The sequence below is a fragment of the Pseudomonas sp. GOM6 genome (assembly GCF_029537485.1).
GTDB lineage: Bacteria > Pseudomonadota > Gammaproteobacteria > Pseudomonadales > Pseudomonadaceae > Aquipseudomonas.
In genome coordinates, this window is sequence record NZ_JARPUS010000003.1 from 49,884 (window position 1) to 71,007 (window position 21,124).

The 21,124-nt window shown below is 60.5% G+C and carries 20 protein-coding genes; all 20 read right to left on the reverse strand.

The features are described from left to right. Window positions 1-50 precede the first annotated feature (50 nt). Complete coding sequence (locus P7A97_RS04835) at window positions 51-401, reverse strand: Hpt domain-containing protein (protein WP_277688815.1); 351 nt, start codon at window positions 399-401, stop codon at window positions 51-53. A 29-nt stretch (window positions 402-430) separates the two neighbouring features. Then, the gene (locus P7A97_RS04840; RefSeq protein ID WP_277688816.1) at window positions 431-2,125 is read right to left on the reverse strand and encodes a fused response regulator/phosphatase; all 1,695 of its coding nucleotides are present in this window, start codon (window positions 2,123-2,125) and stop codon (window positions 431-433) included. Window positions 2,126-2,130: 5 nt separating this feature from the next. Continuing rightward, window positions 2,131-2,436, reverse strand: coding sequence for an STAS domain-containing protein (locus P7A97_RS04845; RefSeq protein WP_277688817.1), 306 nt, complete (start codon window positions 2,434-2,436; stop codon window positions 2,131-2,133). 111 nt (window positions 2,437-2,547) lie between these two features. After that, window positions 2,548-2,997, reverse strand: a complete 450-nt coding sequence (fliJ, locus tag P7A97_RS04850) for a flagellar export protein FliJ (protein WP_277688818.1) — start codon at window positions 2,995-2,997, stop codon at window positions 2,548-2,550. 3 nt (window positions 2,998-3,000) lie between these two features. Then, the gene (gene fliI / locus P7A97_RS04855) at window positions 3,001-4,359 is read right to left on the reverse strand and encodes a flagellar protein export ATPase FliI (RefSeq protein WP_277688819.1); all 1,359 of its coding nucleotides are present in this window, start codon (window positions 4,357-4,359) and stop codon (window positions 3,001-3,003) included. After that, window positions 4,349-5,128: a flagellar assembly protein FliH gene (fliH, locus tag P7A97_RS04860; RefSeq protein WP_277688820.1), complete on the reverse strand. Its 780-nt coding sequence runs from the start codon at window positions 5,126-5,128 to the stop codon at window positions 4,349-4,351. The genes fliI and fliH overlap by 11 nt, the downstream gene beginning before the upstream one ends. A 13-nt stretch (window positions 5,129-5,141) precedes the next feature. Continuing rightward, complete coding sequence (gene fliG, locus P7A97_RS04865; protein ID WP_277688821.1) at window positions 5,142-6,158, reverse strand: flagellar motor switch protein FliG; 1,017 nt, start codon at window positions 6,156-6,158, stop codon at window positions 5,142-5,144. Next, entirely contained in the window at window positions 6,151-7,938 is a 1,788-nt protein-coding gene (gene fliF / locus P7A97_RS04870; RefSeq protein ID WP_277688822.1) for a flagellar basal-body MS-ring/collar protein FliF, read from the reverse strand. The genes fliG and fliF overlap by 8 nt, the downstream gene beginning before the upstream one ends. 17 nt (window positions 7,939-7,955) lie before the next feature. Next, complete coding sequence (gene fliE, locus P7A97_RS04875) at window positions 7,956-8,285, reverse strand: flagellar hook-basal body complex protein FliE (RefSeq protein WP_277688823.1); 330 nt, start codon at window positions 8,283-8,285, stop codon at window positions 7,956-7,958. Window positions 8,286-8,406: 121 nt separating this feature from the next. Further along, window positions 8,407-9,816 carry a sigma-54-dependent response regulator transcription factor FleR gene (fleR, locus tag P7A97_RS04880; protein WP_277688824.1) on the reverse strand — a complete coding sequence of 470 codons (1,410 nt, stop codon included), beginning with the start codon at window positions 9,814-9,816 and terminating at the stop codon, window positions 8,407-8,409. Next, window positions 9,813-11,039, reverse strand: a complete 1,227-nt coding sequence (locus P7A97_RS04885) for an ATP-binding protein (protein ID WP_277688825.1) — start codon at window positions 11,037-11,039, stop codon at window positions 9,813-9,815. The genes fleR and P7A97_RS04885 overlap by 4 nt, the downstream gene beginning before the upstream one ends. Before the next feature lie 158 nt (window positions 11,040-11,197). Then, window positions 11,198-12,673 (reverse strand): sigma-54 dependent transcriptional regulator, encoded by a 1,476-nt coding sequence (locus P7A97_RS04890; RefSeq protein WP_277688826.1) that lies wholly within the window; start codon window positions 12,671-12,673, stop codon window positions 11,198-11,200. Window positions 12,674-12,843: 170 nt separating this feature from the next. After that, complete coding sequence (locus P7A97_RS04895) at window positions 12,844-13,140, reverse strand: flagellar protein FliT (protein WP_277688827.1); 297 nt, start codon at window positions 13,138-13,140, stop codon at window positions 12,844-12,846. Window positions 13,141-13,168: 28 nt separating this feature from the next. Next, window positions 13,169-13,549: a flagellar export chaperone FliS gene (gene fliS / locus P7A97_RS04900; RefSeq protein WP_277688828.1), complete on the reverse strand. Its 381-nt coding sequence runs from the start codon at window positions 13,547-13,549 to the stop codon at window positions 13,169-13,171. Window positions 13,550-13,620: 71 nt separating this feature from the next. Further along, window positions 13,621-14,016 (reverse strand): flagellar export chaperone FliS, encoded by a 396-nt coding sequence (gene fliS / locus P7A97_RS04905; protein WP_277688829.1) that lies wholly within the window; start codon window positions 14,014-14,016, stop codon window positions 13,621-13,623. 3 nt (window positions 14,017-14,019) lie between these two features. Next, window positions 14,020-15,447: a flagellar filament capping protein FliD gene (fliD, locus tag P7A97_RS04910; RefSeq protein WP_277688830.1), complete on the reverse strand. Its 1,428-nt coding sequence runs from the start codon at window positions 15,445-15,447 to the stop codon at window positions 14,020-14,022. 67 nt (window positions 15,448-15,514) lie between these two features. Then, window positions 15,515-15,889, reverse strand: coding sequence for a flagellar protein FlaG (locus P7A97_RS04915; RefSeq protein ID WP_277688831.1), 375 nt, complete (start codon window positions 15,887-15,889; stop codon window positions 15,515-15,517). Between the two features lie 77 nt (window positions 15,890-15,966). Then, window positions 15,967-17,451: a flagellin gene (locus P7A97_RS04920; RefSeq protein ID WP_277688832.1), complete on the reverse strand. Its 1,485-nt coding sequence runs from the start codon at window positions 17,449-17,451 to the stop codon at window positions 15,967-15,969. 261 nt (window positions 17,452-17,712) lie between these two features. Then, window positions 17,713-19,020 (reverse strand): flagellar hook-associated protein FlgL, encoded by a 1,308-nt coding sequence (flgL, locus tag P7A97_RS04925; protein ID WP_277688833.1) that lies wholly within the window; start codon window positions 19,018-19,020, stop codon window positions 17,713-17,715. Window positions 19,021-19,058: 38 nt separating this feature from the next. Beyond that, the gene (gene flgK / locus P7A97_RS04930) at window positions 19,059-21,116 is read right to left on the reverse strand and encodes a flagellar hook-associated protein FlgK (RefSeq protein ID WP_277688834.1); all 2,058 of its coding nucleotides are present in this window, start codon (window positions 21,114-21,116) and stop codon (window positions 19,059-19,061) included. Window positions 21,117-21,124 lie beyond the last annotated feature (8 nt).

Genomic DNA, 21,124 nt, shown 5'->3' on the forward strand with positions numbered 1-21,124 from the left:
AAGGGCCGGGCCAACTTGGCCGGCATCCATGAAAGGAATGAAGTCAGCCCCTAGCGATAGCGCTGACGCTCGGACTTGAGGAGGATGCGTACGATGGCAAACTCACGCTCGATCTGCTCGACCAGTTCAGGCGCCACCTCCAGACGCTCGCGACGGGCCTCATCCTCCAACTCCTTGCACAAGCCGGCCAACAGGGGCGCCCCCATATTGCTGCTACTGCCCTTGAAACTATGGGCCGCCAGACGCAAAGCCTGGGCATCTGCGGCGACCAGGGCCTCGTTGATGTTGCGCAGGCGCTCGTCGGAATCGAGCATAAAGGTATCCAGCAGTACGGGGTATTCCTCACCCATGACATCCTGCAGGGAGGCTAATACATGCTGATCGAGATGGGATTCAGACACCGGCTCACTCCGTGATCGGGGAGCGGCGATTATGCCTGAGCCGTCCAGCGAAACTCCACGCTGACGCCACGACCATCCGACGCCCAGTGGCACTCGTGGGCCAGCCGGTGGATCAGGCGCAGGCCTCGACCACTCAGGCAACCTGCCGTCGGCTGCAACGCCAGCATGCTCCCCACATCGAAGCCAGTGCCGCTGTCCTGGATATCGATACGCAGGCTGCCTCCCTCGACCGTCGGCAACAGTTCCAGCCCGAAGCGCACAAAACCGTCCTGCAACGCCTGCAGACGCTGACTACGTTCCTGGTAATAACGCGCAAACCCCTCGGCATCGGCCTTTAGCCGCGAATCCAGGCCCAACACGCCATGCTCCAGGGCATTGGAAAAGAGCTCGGTCAGCACGGTATAGAGCGCGCCAGCCTGGGGCCGCAGGCCCTGCACTTCCATCAGCAGCTGCAGCAGAAACGGCAGCGGGTTGAAGCGCTTGAGCGTTTCGGCACGAAACTCGAAGCTGGCCGACCAGTCCAGCGGACTGCTCTGCCCGCTGTCGGTGAAGATCAGCGGCGGACGCTGCAGGGCACCATCCTCCACCAGACTCAGTTCGATCATGCTGACATCGTCCTGGGCCTCACCGCGAAACGTTGCCAGGGAGCGTTTGACTTCATCGAACAGCATCTCGGCTGGCGCACCGCCATCCAGCACCTGCAGCAGACGGTCCTCGCCAAACAACTGGCCGGCTGCGTCACGGGTTTCCAACACGCCATCGGAGAGCAGGAAGATACGATCCCCTGGTTCCAGAGCATGCACTTCATATGACTCGTTGAAACTCCCTGCATCCAGCACACCCAGCGGCAAATGGCGCGACACCAGAGGCACGCGCTCGCCGCTGGCTATCCTCAACAAGTGGCCATCCGGCAGGCCACCGTTCCACACCTCCACGATCCGGCGCTGGAAGCTCAGGTTGAGCATGGTCGCGCAACAGAACACCCCTACTGGCAGAATGCGTTTGAGCTTGGCATTCATCTCGCGCAGGATCTCTGGCAGCGAGAAGCCTTTCGCGCTCATGCCATAGAACACCTCGGCCAGCGGCATCGCACCTATCGCCGCAGGCAGGCCATGACCGGTGAAATCCCCGAGCAGCACATGCATATCGCCGTTTGGCTTGAACGCGGCTAGCAATAAATCACCGTTGAACAGGGCAAAGGGCGACTGCAGGTAGCGAATATTGGCCGCGCTCAGGCAGCCCGAGTGAGCCACCTTGTCGAACACTGCCTTGGCTACGCGCTGCTCGTTGACCAGATGCTCGTTGTGCTTGGCGATCAGATCGCGCTGGCGGCGCACCGTATCCTGCAGACGCCGCAGCCGATCCATGGCGCGGATCTTGGCGTCGAGGATGACCTGGTTGTAAGGCTTGGCCAGAAAGTCATCACCCACTTCCAGGCAGCGTACCAACGCTTCACTCTCGGTCAGGGAGGTGAGGAAGATGATCGGCACGAGCGTTTCGCCAGCCGCCGCCTTGATCCGACGGGCCGCCTCGAAGCCGTCCATCACCGGCATCATGGCGTCCATCAGCACCAGCTGCGGGCGCTCCCGCTCGAACTGCTGCAAGGCCTCCAGGCCATTCTCCGCCGTGAGCACGCGATGCCCCTGACGCGTGACGATGGTAGATAACAGCAGGCGGTCTGCCGCGCTGTCCTCAGCGATCAGGATGGACAGGCGGCCCGCCATGGTAGTCAGCCGATCTGGAACAGTTGTTCGAAGTTGGAAATGGCGAGGATCTTGCGCACATCCGGGTTGCAGTTGATCAGGCTGATGCGCGCATGATCGCCACCGGCATGGTCACGCAACAGCAGGAGCATGCCCAGTGCAGAGCTGTCCAGATAAGTAGCGCCCTTGAGGTCTACTACATAGCGCTTGGGTGTGGCAGTCACCCGTTCGTAGGCATCGCGAAACTCCTGATGCACCGAAAAATCGAAGCGTCCCTGAATATGGATGGTCAGCTCCTGCCCGTCGCTCGATGGCAGCGCGGTGATAGCCATGTGGCACTCCTTGTATTTTTGTGCAGGGAAAGATGTAGCACCGACGGGTGGTAGCAGCAACCATCGCCTGCAGATGCAGTGCCGATGCGCGCAGCAAAATGCCCGCACAACCTAGTACGGGTCACGCATGACGGGGCGTTGTGCCAGTTCGTCCAGTAACTTCTGCTCACGCCTGTCCTCTGCGGCACGGGCCTCGTCGCGGTAGCGCTGCACCAGCTTGCGCAGCCCCTCGACACGGGCGTAGCGCTGCTGCCAGGTGGCCTTGGACTTTTCCAGATTCAGCCGATGCCAGGTGACAGTCTGCAGTTGCTGGCCGATGGCGGTTTCCAATTGACTGAGGAAGCGCTGGTAGTTCATCAGCCACTGACCAGAAACCCCCTTGCTACCCTCAGTGATCCACTGCTGCTGGTAGTCGCCGCGATAACGCTCCAAATCCCCCAGCTGAGCCTCGGCCTTGGCCAGCAGCCCTTGCATGTGAGCCATTTGGCGCGCGGCCTCACGCTCGGCACGCTCGGCCATCTCGATGACGGGAGCCAAGCGCTGTGCACGGCTATCGGCCATCTATCAGGCCTGCGTCTGTGGGTTGAACACTTGCGCCAGCAGGTTGACGCTATCGGCCAGATGCTCACTATCGCTCAGTCCCTGACGCAGATAGCGCATCATGTTCGGCTGCCGGGCGATGGCCAGGTCGGTATCGGCATCGCCACCCGGCACATAGGCGCCGACGCTGATCAGGTCGCGGCTTTGCTGGTAACGCGACCACAGCTGCTTGAAGCGCTGCGCCTGCTTGAGATGCTCGGGGCTGACCACTTGCGGCATGACCCGGCTGATCGAAGCCTCGATATCGATGGCCGGATAATGCCCTTCCTCGGCCAGCCGGCGCGACAGCACGAAGTGGCCGTCCAGCACACCCCGGGCGGCATCAGCAATCGGATCTTGCTGATCATCACCTTCCGACAGCACGGTGTAGAACGCAGTAATCGAACCGCCGCCAGCCTCCGCATTGCCGGCACGCTCCACCAGCCTGGGCAGTTTGGCGAATACGGAAGGCGGATAGCCCTTGGTCGCAGGCGGCTCACCGATTGCCAGGGCAATTTCACGCTGTGCCTGGGCGAATCGGGTCAGCGAGTCCATCAGCAGCAGGACGTTCTTGCCCTTGTCACGGAAATATTCGGCGATACGCGTGCAGTACTGAGCGGCACGCAAACGCATCAGCGGCGCATCATCCGCAGGCGAGGCGACGACCACCGAGCGCTTGATGCCTTCCTCACCGAGGATCTCGTCGATGAACTCCTTCACCTCTCGGCCCCGCTCGCCGATCAGCCCGACCACGATAATGTCGGCCTCGGTGAATCGCGTCATCATGCCCAGCAGTACCGACTTGCCCACCCCCGTACCAGCAAACAGGCCCAGGCGCTGGCCTCGGCCAACGGTAAGCAGGCCGTTGATGGAGCGAATGCCTACATCCAAGGGGACGCTGATCGGGTCACGGTTGAGCGGGTTGATGGTAGGGCCATCCATGGGCACCCAGTCCTCGGCCTTCATCCCGCCCTTGCCATCCAGCGCGCGGCCGGCACCATCCAGCACGCGGCCGAGCATGGACATGCCCATGGGTAGACGTCCGGTATCCGGTAACGGTACCACTCGGGCACCCGGCGCGATGCCGGCCAGGCTGCCGGCCGGCATCAGATAGATCTTGCCAGCCGAGAAACCCATTACCTCGGCCTCTACTTGCACCGGGTGGTAACTGTCGTCATTGATGACCAGGCAGCGACTCCCCAATGCAGCGCGCAGTCCTTCAGCCTCGAGAGTCAGGCCCACCATGCGCAACAAACGCCCTTCCACTATCGGCTGGGCAGGCAGCTTGATCGCCTCGGCATAGCCGCTCAGGCGCTTGGCGAAACTGGTGCGTTCAAGGCGCATCGGCGTCCCCCAGGTCGACCTGTATATCAGCCTCTGGAGGAGTCGTGGCTTGCGCCCGCTGCTGTTCGAAGAGCTGCTTCAGCGCCTGCGCCATGCGCGTTTCGATGCTGGCATCAATGCGACTGCTCTCACTTTCCACCCGGCAACCACCAGGCAGCAGCGAGTCGTCTTCAAGAATGCGCCAGCTCTCCTCATGCCGCTCACGCAGCGCCTTGATGACCTCGAAGTCTTGCGGATTGACATGTATGCGTACGTTGCTGGCGCCCATTGGCAGCAGCTTGAGTGCTTCACGCAGCACATGGCGGATTTGCGTGGAATCGCTGGTCAATTCGCGCTGGATGACCTGCCGCGCCACCTGGCTGACCAGTTGGACCATGCCCTGCTCCAGCGCTTGATCCTGCTCAGCAATAGGGTCCAGCAGATGCCCCATCAGCTGCTCCAGCGCGGCGAGCTTGTCCGCCAGAGCTGCGTCGGCCTCTTGCTTGGCCTTGAGTTGGCCGGCGCGAAAACCATCCTTTTCGCCGGTGGCAAAACCTTCGTTGTAGGCGTCCTGACGAATCGCTTCGAGCTCGTCCAGCGTCAGTGGCTTGACGTCTTCAGCTGCCACTTCCTCAACCTGGGTCGACGCCTCCTCAGGGACGGCTTCAGGTTCAGGCTCCGGCTCTGCCGGAGGCTCCACCTGAGGATCGAAGCTGGGCAACGCCCAACGATCGAAGCCGCTGACGTCCTTGGCGCGAATCAGCTCGCTGGAAGCCTCCTTGGGAACCATGCCTGCACGCCTCTTAGATCATTGCCTCGCCACCGGCACCGCCGAGGACGATTTCGCCCGACTCGGCCATACGCCGGGCGATGGTGAGGATTTCCTTCTGCGCCGTTTCCACTTCGCTGACGCGCACCGGGCCTTTGGCCTCCAGATCGTCGCGCAGCAACTCGGCGGCACGCTTGGACATGTTCTTGAAGACCTTTTCCTTGATGCCGTCGTCGGCGCCCTTCAACGCCAGCACCAGCACATCTGACGATACCTCGCGCATCAGCGCCTGGATGCCGCGGTCGTCGACATCGGCCAGGTTGTCGAAGACGAACATCAGGTCCTCGATCTGGCTGGAGAGGTCTTCGTCCACCTCGCGGATGGAGTCCATCAACTGGCCCTCTACCGAGCTGTCGAGGAAGTTCATGATGTCGGCCGCACGCTTCACGCCGCCCAGGTTGGCGCGAGTGGTGTTGGAGCTGCCGGAGAACTGTTTCTCGAGAATCTGGTTGAGTTCCTTCAGCGCGGCCGGCTGCACAGTGTTGAGCGAAGACACGCGCAGGATGATGTCCAGCCGTACCTTGTGATCGAAGTGACTGAGCACTTCGCCCGCCTGGTCCGGATCCAGATAGGCCACCACGATGGCCTGAATCTGCGGGTGCTCGTAGCGGATCACATCCGCCACGGCGCGCGGCTCCATCCACTTCAGGCTGTCCAGGCCACTGGTGCTGCCGCCGAGCAGGATGCGATCGATCAGGTTGCCGGCCTTATCCTCACCCAGCGCAGCGGTGAGCATCTTGCGGATATAGGCATCGGAGCCCACCCCCAGGCTGGTCTGGTCACCGACGATGTCGACGAACTCGCCCATCACCTGTTCGACCTGCTCGCGCTGCACATTGCGCATGCTGGCCATGGCCACGCCGACCCGCTGCACCTCCTTTGGCCCGAGGTGGCGTAACACCTGAGCGGCGTCGGTCTCGCCGAGCGACAGCAGGAGGATGGCGGCCTTCTCGACCTTGCTCATCTTGGCAACGGGGCGATTGTCACTCATCGGCGTTGATCCACTCTTTGACTACCTGGGCCACGCGGCCCGGATCTTCCGCCACCAGACTCTTGATGGCATTCAGTTGTGCATCATACCCCTCGGAAGGACTCGGCAGCAGGATGCTCTGCGGGCCACCGAGGCTGACACGATCGGCGGAGAGCTCACCGTCCAGGCCACCCATGTCGCCCAGCTCGACATCACCATCAGCGCCGGCACCCCCAGCAGCACGCGTCGGGTTGGTGATGTTGTTGAGCACCGGACGCAGCACGCCGAACACCAGCACGAGGATGAACAGCACGCCCAGTACCTGTTTGACGATGTCCCAGAACCAGGGTTGCGTGTAGAACGGCGTTTCAATGACCTCGTCACCCAACTCCGTGGAGAACGGTGCGTTGATCACGCTGACGCTGTCGCCGCGGCTGGCGTCGAAGCCCACCGAGTCCTGCACCAGGCGGGTGAAGCGAGCCAGATCCTCCGCGCCCCAGGGGGTACGAGTGACCTCGCCGGTTTCGGCATTGATGTTGACCTTGTCGTCCAGCACCACAGCCACCGAAAGGCGCTTGAGACGGCCCTGCTGCTGCTTGGTGTAGCTGATCGAACGGTCCAGCTCGAAGTTGCGGGTCGACTGCTCACGCTTGTCCGCCGGATATGGCGCCAGCATCGGCTGACCGGTGGCAGGGTCCGTGATCTGTGCGCCATTGGCATCCAGCAACGGCTGGCCAGGCTGTACCGGGCCAGGTGGCGCGGCTTGCGCATTGGCCTGCTCGGGCGCGGCGGCAGCTCCCGGCGGCTGATTGCTCAGCGCGCCCGGCACGCCTTGCGGCGGCAGACTGCTGGAGCGCTGTTCATTAACCTGCTGTTCGCTGCGCAGGGCCGGCTGATCCGGGTTGAACATCTCGGAAGTGGACTCTACCGCACTGAAGTCAACGTCGGCAGACACTTCGGCCTTGTAGCGGCCATTGCCCAGGACCGGCTGCAGGATGTTGTGCACGCGCTGGGTGAACAGGCTTTCCATGCGCCGGGTGTAGTCGAACTGTTTACCGGCCATGGTCAGCTCGGACAGTTCCTGCTGATCGGAGAGCAGATTGCCTTTCTGATCAACCACGGTGACCTGCGACTTGGTCAGTTCCGGCACCGAAGTCGCCACCAGATTGACAATGGCCATCACCTGGCTCGGCTCCAGGGCACGCCCGGGATACAGCTCGACCAGTACCGAGGCGGTGGGCTTGCGCTCATCACGCACGAACACCGAACTCTTCGGAATGGCCAAATGCACGCGAGCGGCCTTGACGTTATTCAGGCTGGATACAGTACGCGCCAGCTCACCCTCCAGCCCGCGACGATAACGGGTAGCCTCCATGAACTGGCTGGTGCCCAGGCTCTGCTCCTGGTCGAGAATCTCGAAACCGATATTGCCATCGCTCGGTGCTACACCCGCAGCGGCCAGCTTCATCCGGGCACGCCCCAAATCTTCTGACTTGACCAGCAGCGCGCCGGAGTTCGGCTCCACGGTGTAGGTGATGTCGGCGGCATTGAGCACCTCCATCACCTGATTGCTGTCCATGCCGGCCAGGTTACCCAGCAATGGCTTGTAATCCGGCTGCTGCGACCACAGCACCACGGCAAAACCAATGGCCACACTGGCAGCCAGGCCGACCAGCAGGCCGATTTGGCGCAGCATGGACATGTCGGATAGGTTTTCCAGAAAGGACAGCCCGAACAGCGGCTTCTTGTCCTCCTGAGCGCCCGTGGTGGCGGGTACGTTTGCTGCGACTGCTTCAGCCATGTCTCAAATCCGCCCTGTTAAACCGGCATCTGCATGATGTCTTGGTAGGCCTGAACCAGCTTGTTGCGCACCTGAGTCATGGCTTGGAAGGAAACACTGGCCTTTTGCGAGGCGATCATCACATCGGTGATATCGACGCCCTTCTGTCCCATTTCGAAGGCAGTCGCCAACTGGGTCGAAGCCTGCTGGGTTTCGTTCACCTTGTTCACCGCCTGCCCCAGCATGTCCGAAAAACTCGGCGCACCGGGTTGCGGCGCCTCGGCCACAGGCTTCTGCTTGGCCATGGCTTCCATCTGCATGGAGCGCATTTCCAACATCAGGCGATTGAATTCGACACCCTGGCTCATATTCTTTCCTCCAGCTGCCGCAGTTTTTTGACGCTACGCGGCTTTTCCTGGGTATCTGCAAGCACAGTGCCAAAAAAGAAGGCCCGCACAAGGCGGGCCAAGAGAGGGTTCGGGCTGACGCTCAGCTGGCGTACAAATAGGCTTCGACATCCATGCCGGCATCGCGCATCTGGGCCAGCTTGTAGCGCAGGGTGCGCGGACTGATGCCGAGACGCTCGGCGGCCTCCTTGCGGCGACCACGCTCGGCGCGCAGGGTATCGATGATCATCTGGAACTCATGCCGGCGCATGTCCTCACCGAGCACGCCACTGGCTTCACTCGCGCCCCCGGACTCTTCGCGCGGCACAGGAACGCTCGACACCAGACTTACCGGCGCCATTGCAGGAGGGGGCGCCATTCCTATCGGCGCCGTCAGACACAGGTCATGCGGCTGGATCAGCCCGCCCTGCTGCAGGATCAGGGCCCGCTGGATAGCGTTATCCAGCTCCCGCACATTCCCCGGCCAGGCGTGCGCCACCAGGGCAGCGCGCGCCTGCGCAGATAGCTGCACAGGGCTGTGGTTCATTTTTTTGACGTGCTTGCTCAGCAGGCGCTCGGCCAGCGGCAGGATGTCGGCAGGTCGCTCGCGCAGCGCGCGCCAGGCCAGCGGGAAAACCGACAGCCGATAGTAGAGGTCCTCGCGGAAACGCCCCGCCGCCACTTCTCCCGCGAGATCGCGGTTGGTGGTGGCCAGCACGCGAATGTCCAGGTTGATCGGCTTGCGCGCGCCCACACGCTCCACCTCGCGCTCCTGCAAGACCCGCAGCAGCTTGGCCTGCAAGCCCAGAGGCATCTCGGAAATCTCGTCGAGCAGAATGGTGCCGCCATCGGCCAGCTCGAACTTGCCAGGCTGAGCAGCGATGGCGCCGGTAAAGGCACCCTTTTCATGGCCGAACAGGGTCGCTTCCAGCATGTTGTCCGGAATCGCCGCGCAGTTGATGGCAATAAACGGGCCTTCGGCACGATTCGACTGCTCATGAATGTAGCGCGCCAGCACCTCCTTACCCGTGCCGGATTCGCCGGAAATCAGCACAGTGGAGTCGCTACGCGCAACGCGTGCGGCCAGTTCCAGCAGTTGCTGACTGGCCGGTTCACAGGCCACAGGCCCCTCACCCGCTCCTGCGGACACACGCCCAAGGGCATGCCGCCCTACCAACTCCAGCAAGGTGCGCGGCTCGAAGGGCTTGACCAGATAATCCGCCGCCCCCTGCCGCATGGCCTCCACCGCACGTTCAACGGCGCCATAGGCCGTCATCAACAACACCGGCAACTGCGGATAACGGGAGCGAATCAGTGCGAGCAACTGATGACCATCCATGCCCGGCATGTTGACATCGCTGATCACCAGACCGAAAACCTCCTCGCCCAAGGCCGCCACGGCATCCTCGGCACAAGCCACTGCTCGGAACTCATGGCCACCGAGCTGTAGCGTGTCGGACAAGGCCTCGCGCAAGGCGCGGTCATCTTCGACCAGCAGAACTTTGGCTGTCATGGGTGTACTCCTGAAACAAGTGCCTGCCGCGCCTGAGTCAACGGCAACACGAGAATGGCGCAGGTACCACGCCCCGGTCGCGAGCGCAGACGCAACTCGCCCTGGTGCGCCCGAACCACAGCCTGAACCACAGCCAGACCGAGGCCGGTACCCGTTGTTTTGGTGGTAAAGAATGGCTCGCCAAGGCGTGCCAACGTGACCTTGTCGATTCCCGGCCCGTTGTCGCTGACACAGAGGAACAGGTTGTGATCACGGGTATACAGATGGATTTTCAGACCCGCTTCGCGACCGCCGGCCTGGATGGCATTCTCAATCAGATTGAGCACGGTGCCGACCAGCGTGTCACGGTTGCACAGCAGCTCACCCACGCGCGCGTCGCACTGCCAGCGCACATTCATGCCCTGCACATGCGGCTCGGCGGCACTGCGCAACGCACTGAACAGCGCAGCAGGGGTGATGTGATCGGGCAACGGCAACTCGCCGCGGGCAAAAATCAGCATGTCGCGCACCTGATGCTCCAACTCGTGCAAACGCTCCTTGATTCGCCCGGCAAAGCGCTGCTGCTGCTCGAACGGCAACTCCTGCTCGCTCAAGTGACTGGCATAGAGCAATGCGGCAGACAGCGGCGTGCGTACCTGATGAGCCAGCGAAGCGACCATGCGCCCCAGCGCAGACAGGCGCTCGTGACGGGCAAGCTGGTCTTGCAAGCGGCGGGTTTCCGTCAGGTCAGTCAACAGCACCAATTGCCCAGGCTCGCCCTGTAACGAACGGGTGGCAATGGACAGGCGACGCCCGTCCTTTAGGGAAATCTCATGACCATCGTCTTCACGGGGGGCAAAATTGCGCGCAATCACCTCGCGCCAGAGCATGCCCACCAAAGGCCTGGCCAGCAGGCTACGGGCTACCGGGTTGGCCTCGCGCACCACGCCCTGACCGTCGATGACGATCACCCCCCCAGGCAGCAGATCGAGCAGGCTCTGCAGACGATTGGCCAGGCGCTCCTTCTCTGCCAGCTCCTGCATGCGCTGGGCACTGACCAGGGCCAGCTGCCCCTTGAGCTCGCTCACACGAGCCTCAAGCATGCTGTAGGAACTGCTCAGCTGGCTGGACATCTGGTTGAACAGGGCGAATGCCTGCTCCAGGCTAGCGCGGCTGGCCTGCTCTACCGGTGCGGCAGTACTGGCGTCAGGAATGTCGTGCAGCTGGGGGGCTATTGGATTCATGCTCTTCTCTCGCCTGTCGAACCGTCAGCAAACGGTCGGTTGGAAGAGACATAGCAATAGCCGTGCCTAAAAAATAATTCTTTAAATTCAAATACTTAAAAAATAAAGCCGGAGCTTGCGTCAAAGCTCCGGCTTTATTGGTGAGGTGCCAAGCGGGATCAGTCCTCGTCGGCAGCCTCGTCATCACGACGACTCATACCGTACTTACGCATCTTCTCCACCAGTGTCGTGCGGCGAATCCGCAAACGCTCTGCGGCACGCGCCACCACGCCATTGGCATCGTCCAGCGCCTGCTGGATGAGCCCTTGCTCGAGATTACCCAGGTAGTCCTTCAAGTCCAGCCCTTCCGGCGGCAGCATCGCGGTGTTGGAAATGCCCGGCAGACTCGCGCCGATCGCCGCGCGCTCGTCCAACTCCTCACGCAAGCTGATCGCCAACTGCTCGTCTTCGTCATCGACATGGCGGAACTTCTTCGGCAGCTCGCCCACGCCGATCACTCCGTAGGGGTGCATGATCGCCATGCGTTCTACCAGGTTGGCCAGCTCGCGCACGTTGCCAGGCCAGTCATGGCGACACAACGACATGATGGCCGCCGAGTTGAAACGAATGGAGCCACGCTTCTCGAACTCCATACGCGAGATCAACTCGTTCATCAGCAGCGGGATGTCCTCCACGCGTTCACGCAGCGGAGCCATCTCGATCGGGAAGACATTCAGGCGATAGTAGAGATCCTCGCGGAAGGTACCCTCCTCGATCATCTTCTCCAGGTTCTTGTGGGTTGCAGCGATGATGCGTACATCCACGCTCTGGGTCTTGTTACTGCCGACCCGCTCGAACGTGCGCTCCTGCAGCACGCGCAGCAGTTTGACCTGCATCGGCAGTGGCATGTCGCCAATTTCGTCGAGGAACAGGGTGCCACCGTTGGCCAGCTCGAAGCGCCCGGCTCGGCTGGTGATCGCACCCGTGAAGGCACCCTTCTCGTGACCGAACAGCTCGCTTTCCAGCAGCTCGGCCGGAATCGCGCCGCAGTTGACCGGCACGAAAGGCGCCTCACGACGCTTGGAGTGGTAGTGCAGGTTGCGCGCCACCACCTCCTTGCCAGTGCCGGACTCGCCGAGGATCAACACGCTGGCCTCGGTATCGGCCACCTGCTGCATCATCTGGCGCACTTGATGAATGGCACGGCTGGTTCCGACCAGGCTGCGAAACAGGTTGGGCTCGCGCTGGCGCCCGCGCTCACGGGCCTGGTCATACATCTCGCGGTAGACCTGGGCACGGTGCAGGGAGTCGAGCAGCTTGTTGTAACTGGGCGGCATCTCCAGGCTGGCCAGCACGCGACGACGCAGGTCGTCAGTCCAGTCCTGCGGAATCGGCTCACCGATCAGCAGCAGCGGAAGATTCTCGTCCCAGGCCCCTATGTGCTTGATCAGCTCCAAAGCGCCGCCTTTGGCGATGACATCACCCAGCAGAACATTTAGCACTTCGCGGCTGGACTCAAGCGCATCAACCGCCTCACGCCAATCACTACTGCCACAGGAAAGGTGATCTTCGCCGAGGAAATTGAGAATCACCGACAGATCGCGGCGGCGCTCAGCATTATCATCAATCAGCAGAATTTTGGTTTCGCGCCACATCTTGTTCTGGTCTGGCTCGCAGGCTGGGAAGAGAGGTCGCCAAGCGGCAACGGCAATTGGCCACTAGTAAAGTCAAAAAACAGACTAGAGTCAATTTTATGGCGTAATTTTTCTACGGTTACTAAGGAAGCTGATCTGACTGATGATGCCAGGAAGGCACCACCAGACAGTCAGGTGAATAGCTGGTAGACCTTGGCACCTTGCTGGGATTGATTGAGCTGAACCAACTCGCCCGCCAGACGGCGCTGCTCGGCCTGACAGGTAACGACCAGCTCGCGATACAGTTCGAGCAACTCCTGCATCCGCTGCCGCAATTGGCCTTCATCGTGAACGGCTTCGACCATTGCCTCATCGACAGCCTGACGGCACTGCATATCCAGCTCACCAATCGCCGCCCAATCGCGACGAGCCAGAGCATCACGTAAGGCAAAGCCAGTGGTTTCGAGAAGCTGAACAGATGAACTCATGGAGATTTCCTCAGGGCCACAGCGACCATCAGTGGCTGATGGCGTCCCAGCCGGATTTCACATTACGCAGCAGGTCTGCAACTTCATCAAGCATATCCGCATCGTTGGCGATATTCGCCTCAACCAGACGTGACACCATGTATTCGTAGAGACGATCAAGGTTAGCGGCAATTTCACCACCCCGATTCAGGTCTAGCCCCTCACGCAGGCCACCGATGATCCCAATGGCTTTGCTGATCAGCTCACCCTTCTGGGCACTCTGGCCATGCAGCATTGCGCCCTTGGCCTGAGCAAGCCGGGAGAGACCGCCTTCCATCAGCATCTGGATCAACCGATGCGGGCTGGCGTCGGCCACCTGGGCTTGGGTGTTGACGGTTTGATACTGCCTGAGGGCCGCCATTGCGTTCATGATCGCTCCGCTGAAGATTGCCTAAATACACTTCCTGTATCGGCAAACAGCGGCGCGGCTTTAGCGGAGATTCACTCCGAAACGGCGGCCGGCTCGACTTCCGGGCCTATTCCGTCCCAGGCATCCTTGATCTGCACAAGCAGCTGTTGCACCTCGTCCAGGCTACGCGGCGTGTCGTCCAGAGCAACGCCGGCGAGGCGTCGGGTCATGTAGTCGTAGAGGGCATCGAGGTTCTCAGCGATCTCGCCACCCAGCTGCTTGTCCAGACTGGACTGCAGCACACCAAGAATAGTGATGGTACTGCCCACGGCAAGGCCACGAATCTCGACATCCCCTTCCAGCTGCGCCCGACGCGCCAGCATGACACGCTCCAGAGCCCCATCCAGCAGCATCTGCACAACACGGTACGGACTGACCTCCTGGGCAGTCTTGACCTGCTTGTAGGTGTCGATGGGTTTCTTGCTCATCGCTTACTTATCCTTCTTCACGAAACCGGGCAGACTCGCCAATGACTGCGTCAGACGCTCGCTGGTCTGATTAAGCTGACTGACCAGAGAGTCCATCGCATTGTATTGAGCGTACAAGCGCGTCTGCAGCTGCTCCACACGCCTAGTGAGATCTTCACGCTGCTCATCTACGGATTTGAGAGTGCCCTGCAGCCCATTCATGCGCTGCTCAAGAATGCCGCCACTTTTAACGAAACCCTCGACCTTTGAGTCGAGCCTGGCCATCAGCCCCGATTCGCCCGTCAGAAAGCTGGCCACAGAATCATAGTTGTCACTGAGCGCCGTACTCAGCTTGGCATCGTCGATTTTGAGGGTGCCGTCCTTCTGGGTGGTTATCCCCAAATCAGCCAGCACGCGGATGCCATCCTGGTCGGCATACTCAACCAGCTCGCTACGCAAGCCCGAGAGCACTGAACGTACCGAGGAGTCGCCTACCAGACCGCCAGTAACCGGCGCCTTGCCCTCGCCGACCTGCACAACGGCAGTCAATTCATTTGAGGTTGAAATCAGTTTGTTATAGCTCTCGACAAATTTCTTCAGGCCAGCTGTGACTGAAGATTTGTCCTCGGCCACGGTCACCTTGGTCGTTACTCCCAACTCCGCCTTGAGCAGATTAAGGGTAACGCCGGAGATCGCATCACTGACCGAGTTACTGGTGGGGCGAAGAGCGATTCCATCGATTTCGACCTCGGCATTACTGGCTTCAGTGATAAAACCAGCACCTGCACCTGCAGCAGAGAGGCTACCAACACCCGCCGCGACGTTTAGAGACTCAAGCTCGAAAGTCGCACCTGCCGCACTCGGGGCCGAAGCCTGCAACGTAACAGCCTGCCCATCACCCGTCTTGTTGGAACTCAGCACCAGGCGAGCAGTACCAGTGTCGGGATCGCTAACCACAGTAGCGCCCACCCCCTTGCTACCGAGCTTGGTATTGATGGCCGCAGCAACATCCTCCAGCTTGGCGTCCTGGGTTATATCAACCGCCTCCAGTGCCTCACCGCCGACGCTGATGGTCAGCTGACCTGCGTTGAACGTGGCACTGGATGCACCAGCAATTTCGGCGCTGGCAACCTTGCTGCTGCTGGCCAGGCTCTTGACCTGAACCTGATAAGTACCCGCAGCTGCATCCTTGGTCGCCGTGGCGGTCAGTCGCGTGGTATCGGCAGAGGTGGCACTGCGCTTCTGAAACAGGGAAGCATCATTGAGACTCTTAAGGGAACTTTGCAGCTCACTCAGAGCCCCCTTCAGCTGCCCCAGCGCGCTGAAACGCGAGGTGGTGGCCTTTTCCAGGCGCGCCAGCTGCGCCTCCTTGGGCGCTTTCTGGGCATTGACCAGTGCACCGACAATGCTGTCGATATCGATGCCCGAACCGATTCCTGAAATACCCGCCATACACACCTCGCCAATAGGTTGACGCTAAAACGCCTTGGCGTTTCAGCAGTCAAGAAACATGCCGAAACTAAGCTTCGGCCTTGAACAGCAGGCTGCGCACTTCCTCCAGGCTCTCCGCCAGCTTCAGCGCCTCCTCGGAGGGAATCTGACGAATCACATCGCCGGATTCGCTGTCGGTGACCTTGACCACCACGCGCCCGGTGGAGTCATCCAGCTGGAAATCCAGATTGCGGCGTACCGACTGGACAAAACCCTGGATAGTGGATACGGCATCTTCAACCTGAGTGCGTGCAGACTCGTCTTCCGCAGCCGACACCGCTTGAACGCCTTGCTGCGTATTTCCCTGCTCGCCTGCAACTGTGGCGCTCTTTTCGGCGGATGCCGCCAAGCGGACTGTCGGCATGCTGCCGAGGGCGGAATTCTTGATGGAACCGACATCCATAATGGCTTACCTCACATGGCAAGACGGGGGAAAGCGACCAGCGCTTTCCCCCGTAGTCTAACTCAAGCCGGAACCCGTTAACCCAGCAGGCTGAGCACTGCCTGCGGCAACTGGTTGGCCTGGGCCAGGATCGAAGTACCAGCCTGCTGCAGGATCTGGTTCTTGGTCAGCTCCGAAGTCTCGGCAGCGAAGTCGGTATCGCGAATCCGGCTACGGGCAGCGGCAGCGTTTTCGGAAATGTTCTGCAGGTTGGAAATGGTGTTTTCGAAACGGTTCTGCTTGGCACCCAACTCCGCACGCGCGCTGTCGATAAAGGTCATGGCAGAGTCGACCACGTCCAGCGCTTTCTGCGCGCCGATTGCGGTAGTAATGTCAATCTTGTCCACCGCATCCAGCGAGGAAACCAAAGCAGTCGTGGCGGAGGCAGTGGAGGTATCGCTACTTGTCGAAGTAAACGCTTTGCTGCTGTTAAGCTTCACAACACCCATGCCACGGGACGAGTCATCACCGCCACTTGTAAGAGCCACAGTATCAACTGCAGCGCCAGTGCCGTCATAGCCATAGGTAGTGAAGTTCGCCGTGCCGCCAGCATCGTTGGCGAAGTCGCCAATGACGATATCATCACCGCGCTCACTGGTCATTTTCAGTACGCCGCTAGAAATTTCCGCAGTGATACCCGTCTGACCACTCTTGGTATTGATCTCAGCAGCCAAAGCACTCAAATCGGTGGTGGTAACAGTGGCTCGAATGTTAATTGCCGATGCGTTGGAGCCGGTCAGATTAAAATTGACTGTGCCACTGGCGCTGAGACCACTAAGGCCAACAACAGTGCGAGCATCAGCACTGACATTGGTTGTGCCTGTTGCAGAGTTGATAGCATCTGCTGCGACCTTGGCACTAGAGGTTGCGACACTTATAGCAGTACTGGTACCCGAAGAACCCGCAATGGTAACGGTGCCTGCCACGTTATTCGCAGCAGCAGCAGCGGCTGCAACAGTTGCGCGCCCCAAACCAGTGTTAGCGGCGTTACCAGCCAGAGTACGGGTGTTGTTACCGACACTGCTGGCCCGGAAATTGCCCAATGTCACATCAATTGTTTCGAACGCATTTGCGCCTACCTGAAACTGTTGAGAACCAAAAGTGCCATCCAGAATCTTCCGACCACCAAAACTCGTAGTATCGGCGATGCGGTTGAACTCGCCCTGCAGCTGAGTCACCTCATCCTGCAGCGCACGACGCTCGGAGGCTGAATTAGATCCGTTGGCCGACTGCAGCGCCAGATCGCGCATGCGCTGGAGGAGATTAGTGGACTGCTGCAGAGCGCCCTCAGCGGTCTGCGCCAGGGAGATGCCGTCGTTGGCGTTGCGTACGGCCACGTTCAGGCCATTGACCTGACTGGTCAAACGGTTGGAAATCTGCAGGCCGGCGGCATCATCCTTCGCGCTGTTGATACGGAAGCCGGTGGACAAACGCTGCAGCGAAGTATCCAGCCCCTTGGACGAGGTGTTCAGGTTGCGCTGAGTATTCAGAGAAGCAACGTTAGTGTTGACAGTAAGAGCCATGATGCTTGCCTCCAGAGGGCGGGTACTAAAGAGAACCAGGTACTGCGAGCGTTTGGGCGTTCAGCCTTGCTCAGGCACCCAGTTACTTCGCATTCGTCCTTTTTATCGGCGCTGAAGAAGCTGGCTTTAGGTTTTTTCAGAGTTTTTTGTGATTTTTTTTTTGCCTTTACAAGCAATGGTTTAGCAGCCTTGAGAAGTGCCGGAGAGGCGTTTCGCCGGTATTTCGCCAGCAAACCGCAGCATCCCGGACGCGTATCGGGGTCAGCGCAGCTGGTTGAACAGGTTCAGCCCACTGATCTTGACGAAGCTCTGCTGCGCCGCCTCAAGGATGATCGACTGGAAGGACAGGCGCGACAGCGCCTCGGCATAGTCCAGCTCGCGCAGGTCGGCCTGTACGGCCTTGTTGACCAGGCTGACCTCTTCGTTATCGGTCTGGGTCGATTCGATGACGTTGAGGCGCGCACCAATTTCGCCACGCACCAGGTCTACCGCCGTCATACCATGATCCAGGTTGGTAAGCACCTCTGCCACCGCATCGCGCATCGCGAGGTTACCGGCCGGCGTATCCGCAGTGGACTCAAGCGCCGTGCGCAGGTTCTTGATGGTGCTCAGGATGCCCTGCTTCTGCTGAGTGGGGTCGAGCGTTACCGCGAAGGTCTCGGTGCCCAGCGGCACACCGTCGAGCTGTACGCTCACGCCACGGAACACCAACTGGTCGCTGCTGTCAGGGTCGTCGTCGAGTTGTCCACTGGCCAGTACATTGGGGTCAACAAAGGGCGGCCCGGCCACGGGGAAGACCGGCGTAGCGGCCAGGTCGTAGACGATGTAGTCGGTCGCCGAAGTGAAGTGGATGCCGATACCCGCACCCGGAAAATTGTTCGGAGGGGCAGCAGAAAAGGCCACCTCATCCTGCACCAGCGGCGCCGACGCGCTCAGTGTAGAGCCCGGCGGCAACGGCGGTAGGGGCGCCGGCGGGGCGACCTGGAGGCTGTTCAGGCGACCGGCATTGATGATGTTCTCGAACAGTTTTTTGCCGTTGTCATTGATCGGTAGGCTCAGCGAACTGGCGATCTGCAGTTCACGCTGCCCCTCGTCGCCTACATAGCTGTAGTTGCCAGCAGCATCGCGGACGAAGGGCTGGGTCTTGCCCTGGTGCCCTGCGAACAAATATTCCCCGCGAGCATTGCGTGAGTTGAACAGGGCAAACAGCTCGTCTTCGCGCTCGCGCAGCTCCAGCGCCATGGACTGGCGGTCAGCCTGACTCAGCGCCCCGTCACCCGATTGCACGGCGAGCTCGCGAACTCGCTGGAGAATGTTGTTGACCGCGTTCAGCGTCGATTCTTCCTGGGTCAGGCTGTTGGTGGCCGCCGTCAGGTTATCCGCATACTGGTTCAACACATTCTGCTGCTGCTCGAGCTGAAGCAGGCGCACTGAGGCCACCGGATCGTCGGCCGGCGTCAGGATGCGGTTGCCGGTACTGATCTGCTCCTGGGTGCGCGTGACATTCGAGTAGTTACGCTGCAGCCCCTGAACACCGTTATTGAATGCCTGAACGGAGGAAATCCGCATGGCCTTATACCTCGTCGGCGCCCGATTGCGCCTTCACGTCAGAATGTATTGATCAGGGTATCGAACAGGCTGCGGGCAACTTGAATGATCTGCGCCGATGCCTGGTAGTACTGCTCGAACTTGATCAGATTGGCCGCCTCCTCGTCGAGGTTGACCGCCGAGAGTGAATCCCGGTTGTCGGTGGCCTGCTTGAGGATGGCGCCCGTGGCCTCGCTGTCCAATCGGGTCTGGGCGGTCAGTGTGCCCACTCGCTCCACCAGATCGCCATAACCATCGGTCAAACTGGTGCCGGTCTGGATGCTGGTTACACTGGGGTCAACACCGACGATCTGGGCACTCTGCAGATCAACCAGCTTGAGTGCATTGCGGTTGTCCGACACGCCATTAGCATTGAAATTCAGGGTAAAGCTATCTGTGTCCTGCGGGCGACCACTCAAGGTGAAGCGCACGATATTGCCTGCGCCCAGATCCAGCTCGTAGGTGTTGAGCTCTCCTTCCTGGAAGTCCGCAGGAACGGCCGGAGTTGCAGGCGTAGTAGCAGGATTAATACGAACCAAGGTACCTGCGCTGGCGGTAAAGTCACCAGGCGCAGTGCCGCTATAAGTCAATGTCACCGGCAGAGCAGCCGCCAATGCCGCAGCGTTGAGCGGGCTGCTTCCACTAGCCACCAAGTCGGGCTGGGAAATCACCCCGGTGCCACGATTCTGCAGGGTCGCCCCTGCCCGCACCGGAGCCGCGAAGGCCAGCTGATCCGGCTGGTCGAGTACCGTATTGATATCCGAAGCGCCTCGACGAGTTGGTTCAAGCATGAAGCGATCACCAACAGCGGGCGCAGCACTCAGGGTGACACTGAAGCCCTGATCGCGCCCCGCCGAGTCACTAAATGTGAGGGTTCCAGCCGTATCGGTGACAGTGATGACGGCATTGTCACTCAGGCGCCTGGCGCTGTAGCCACTGGGCGCGGTCACCCCGTCGTACTCCAGGCGATAGTCGCTGGCCGAGAGCACTGAGGTGTCGGTGATCCGCAACGAGGCATCCACTCCGGGAGGCGTGGCACTGATTGATGGGTTGTCGGAGAACGCTCGCGCGCGCAGGTCGGCCAGCTGAGGATCATTGAAATCGCCGAACAAGGCAGCCCCTACCTGCCCCTTGAGATCGAGGCCCTGCCCCAGTCGTTCGTTGACTTCGGAACTGAGTGCCAGAGCCAAACGCCCCAAAGCGTTGAAGGTGGAGTCAAGAGCATCGCCGCGATAACGGATCAGGCCGCCCAATTCCCCTCCCGACAACTGGGTGGTTACTGTCTGCCTGGAGTTGCCACTGACGAACTGAATCTCGAAACGGGTTGGGTCAGCAGTGCCCGGAACCGCCTCCAACCGACTGACCTGACTGCCCACCACCAGTGGCTGGCCACTGCCAATGAAAAGGTTGAGAGTATTGTCATCCTGGGGAACGACAGTGACACCTATGTATTCGGCAAGCTGACGGATCGACTCTTCTCGAGCGTCGAGCAAATCGTTGGGGGCGCTTCCATTTGCAGCTGCTACGGCGATAGCCTCGTTGAGCCGCCCAATGCCCGAAGACAGACGATTGATCTGGTCCGTGACCGCCGTCATCTGCTTGTTGAGGAACTCGTTCTGAGCATCCAGGCGGTCATGGATGGTGTTGAAACGGCGAGCCAGCCCCTCGGCCTCGGACAGCACCAACTGCCGTGCCGGAATGTTGGCGGGATCTTCCGCCGCGGTCTGCAGCGAGGAAAAGAAGTTCTGCAGCACCGGAGTGATACCGGTGGTCGAACCTGCTAAGAGTGAGTCGAGCTGATCGATCTGGCTTTTATATGCGGAAACATCACTATTGAGCGCCGTGGTGCTGCGCAACTGAGCGGTCAGAAACTCACTGTAGCTGCGCCGGATTTCCACCAGAGTGGTACCCGATCCGATATAACCAGCGCCGCTGAACTGTGGAACGCGCGTGGCCTGCACCGTGTCCTGCCGGGTATAGCCCGGCGTGTTGACGTTGGTGATGTTGTGGCCGGTAACCGCCAGCGAGGTCTTGTTCGCCGACAGGCCCGACAGGCCAATGCTCAGTAGGTCAGCCATGATTCAGC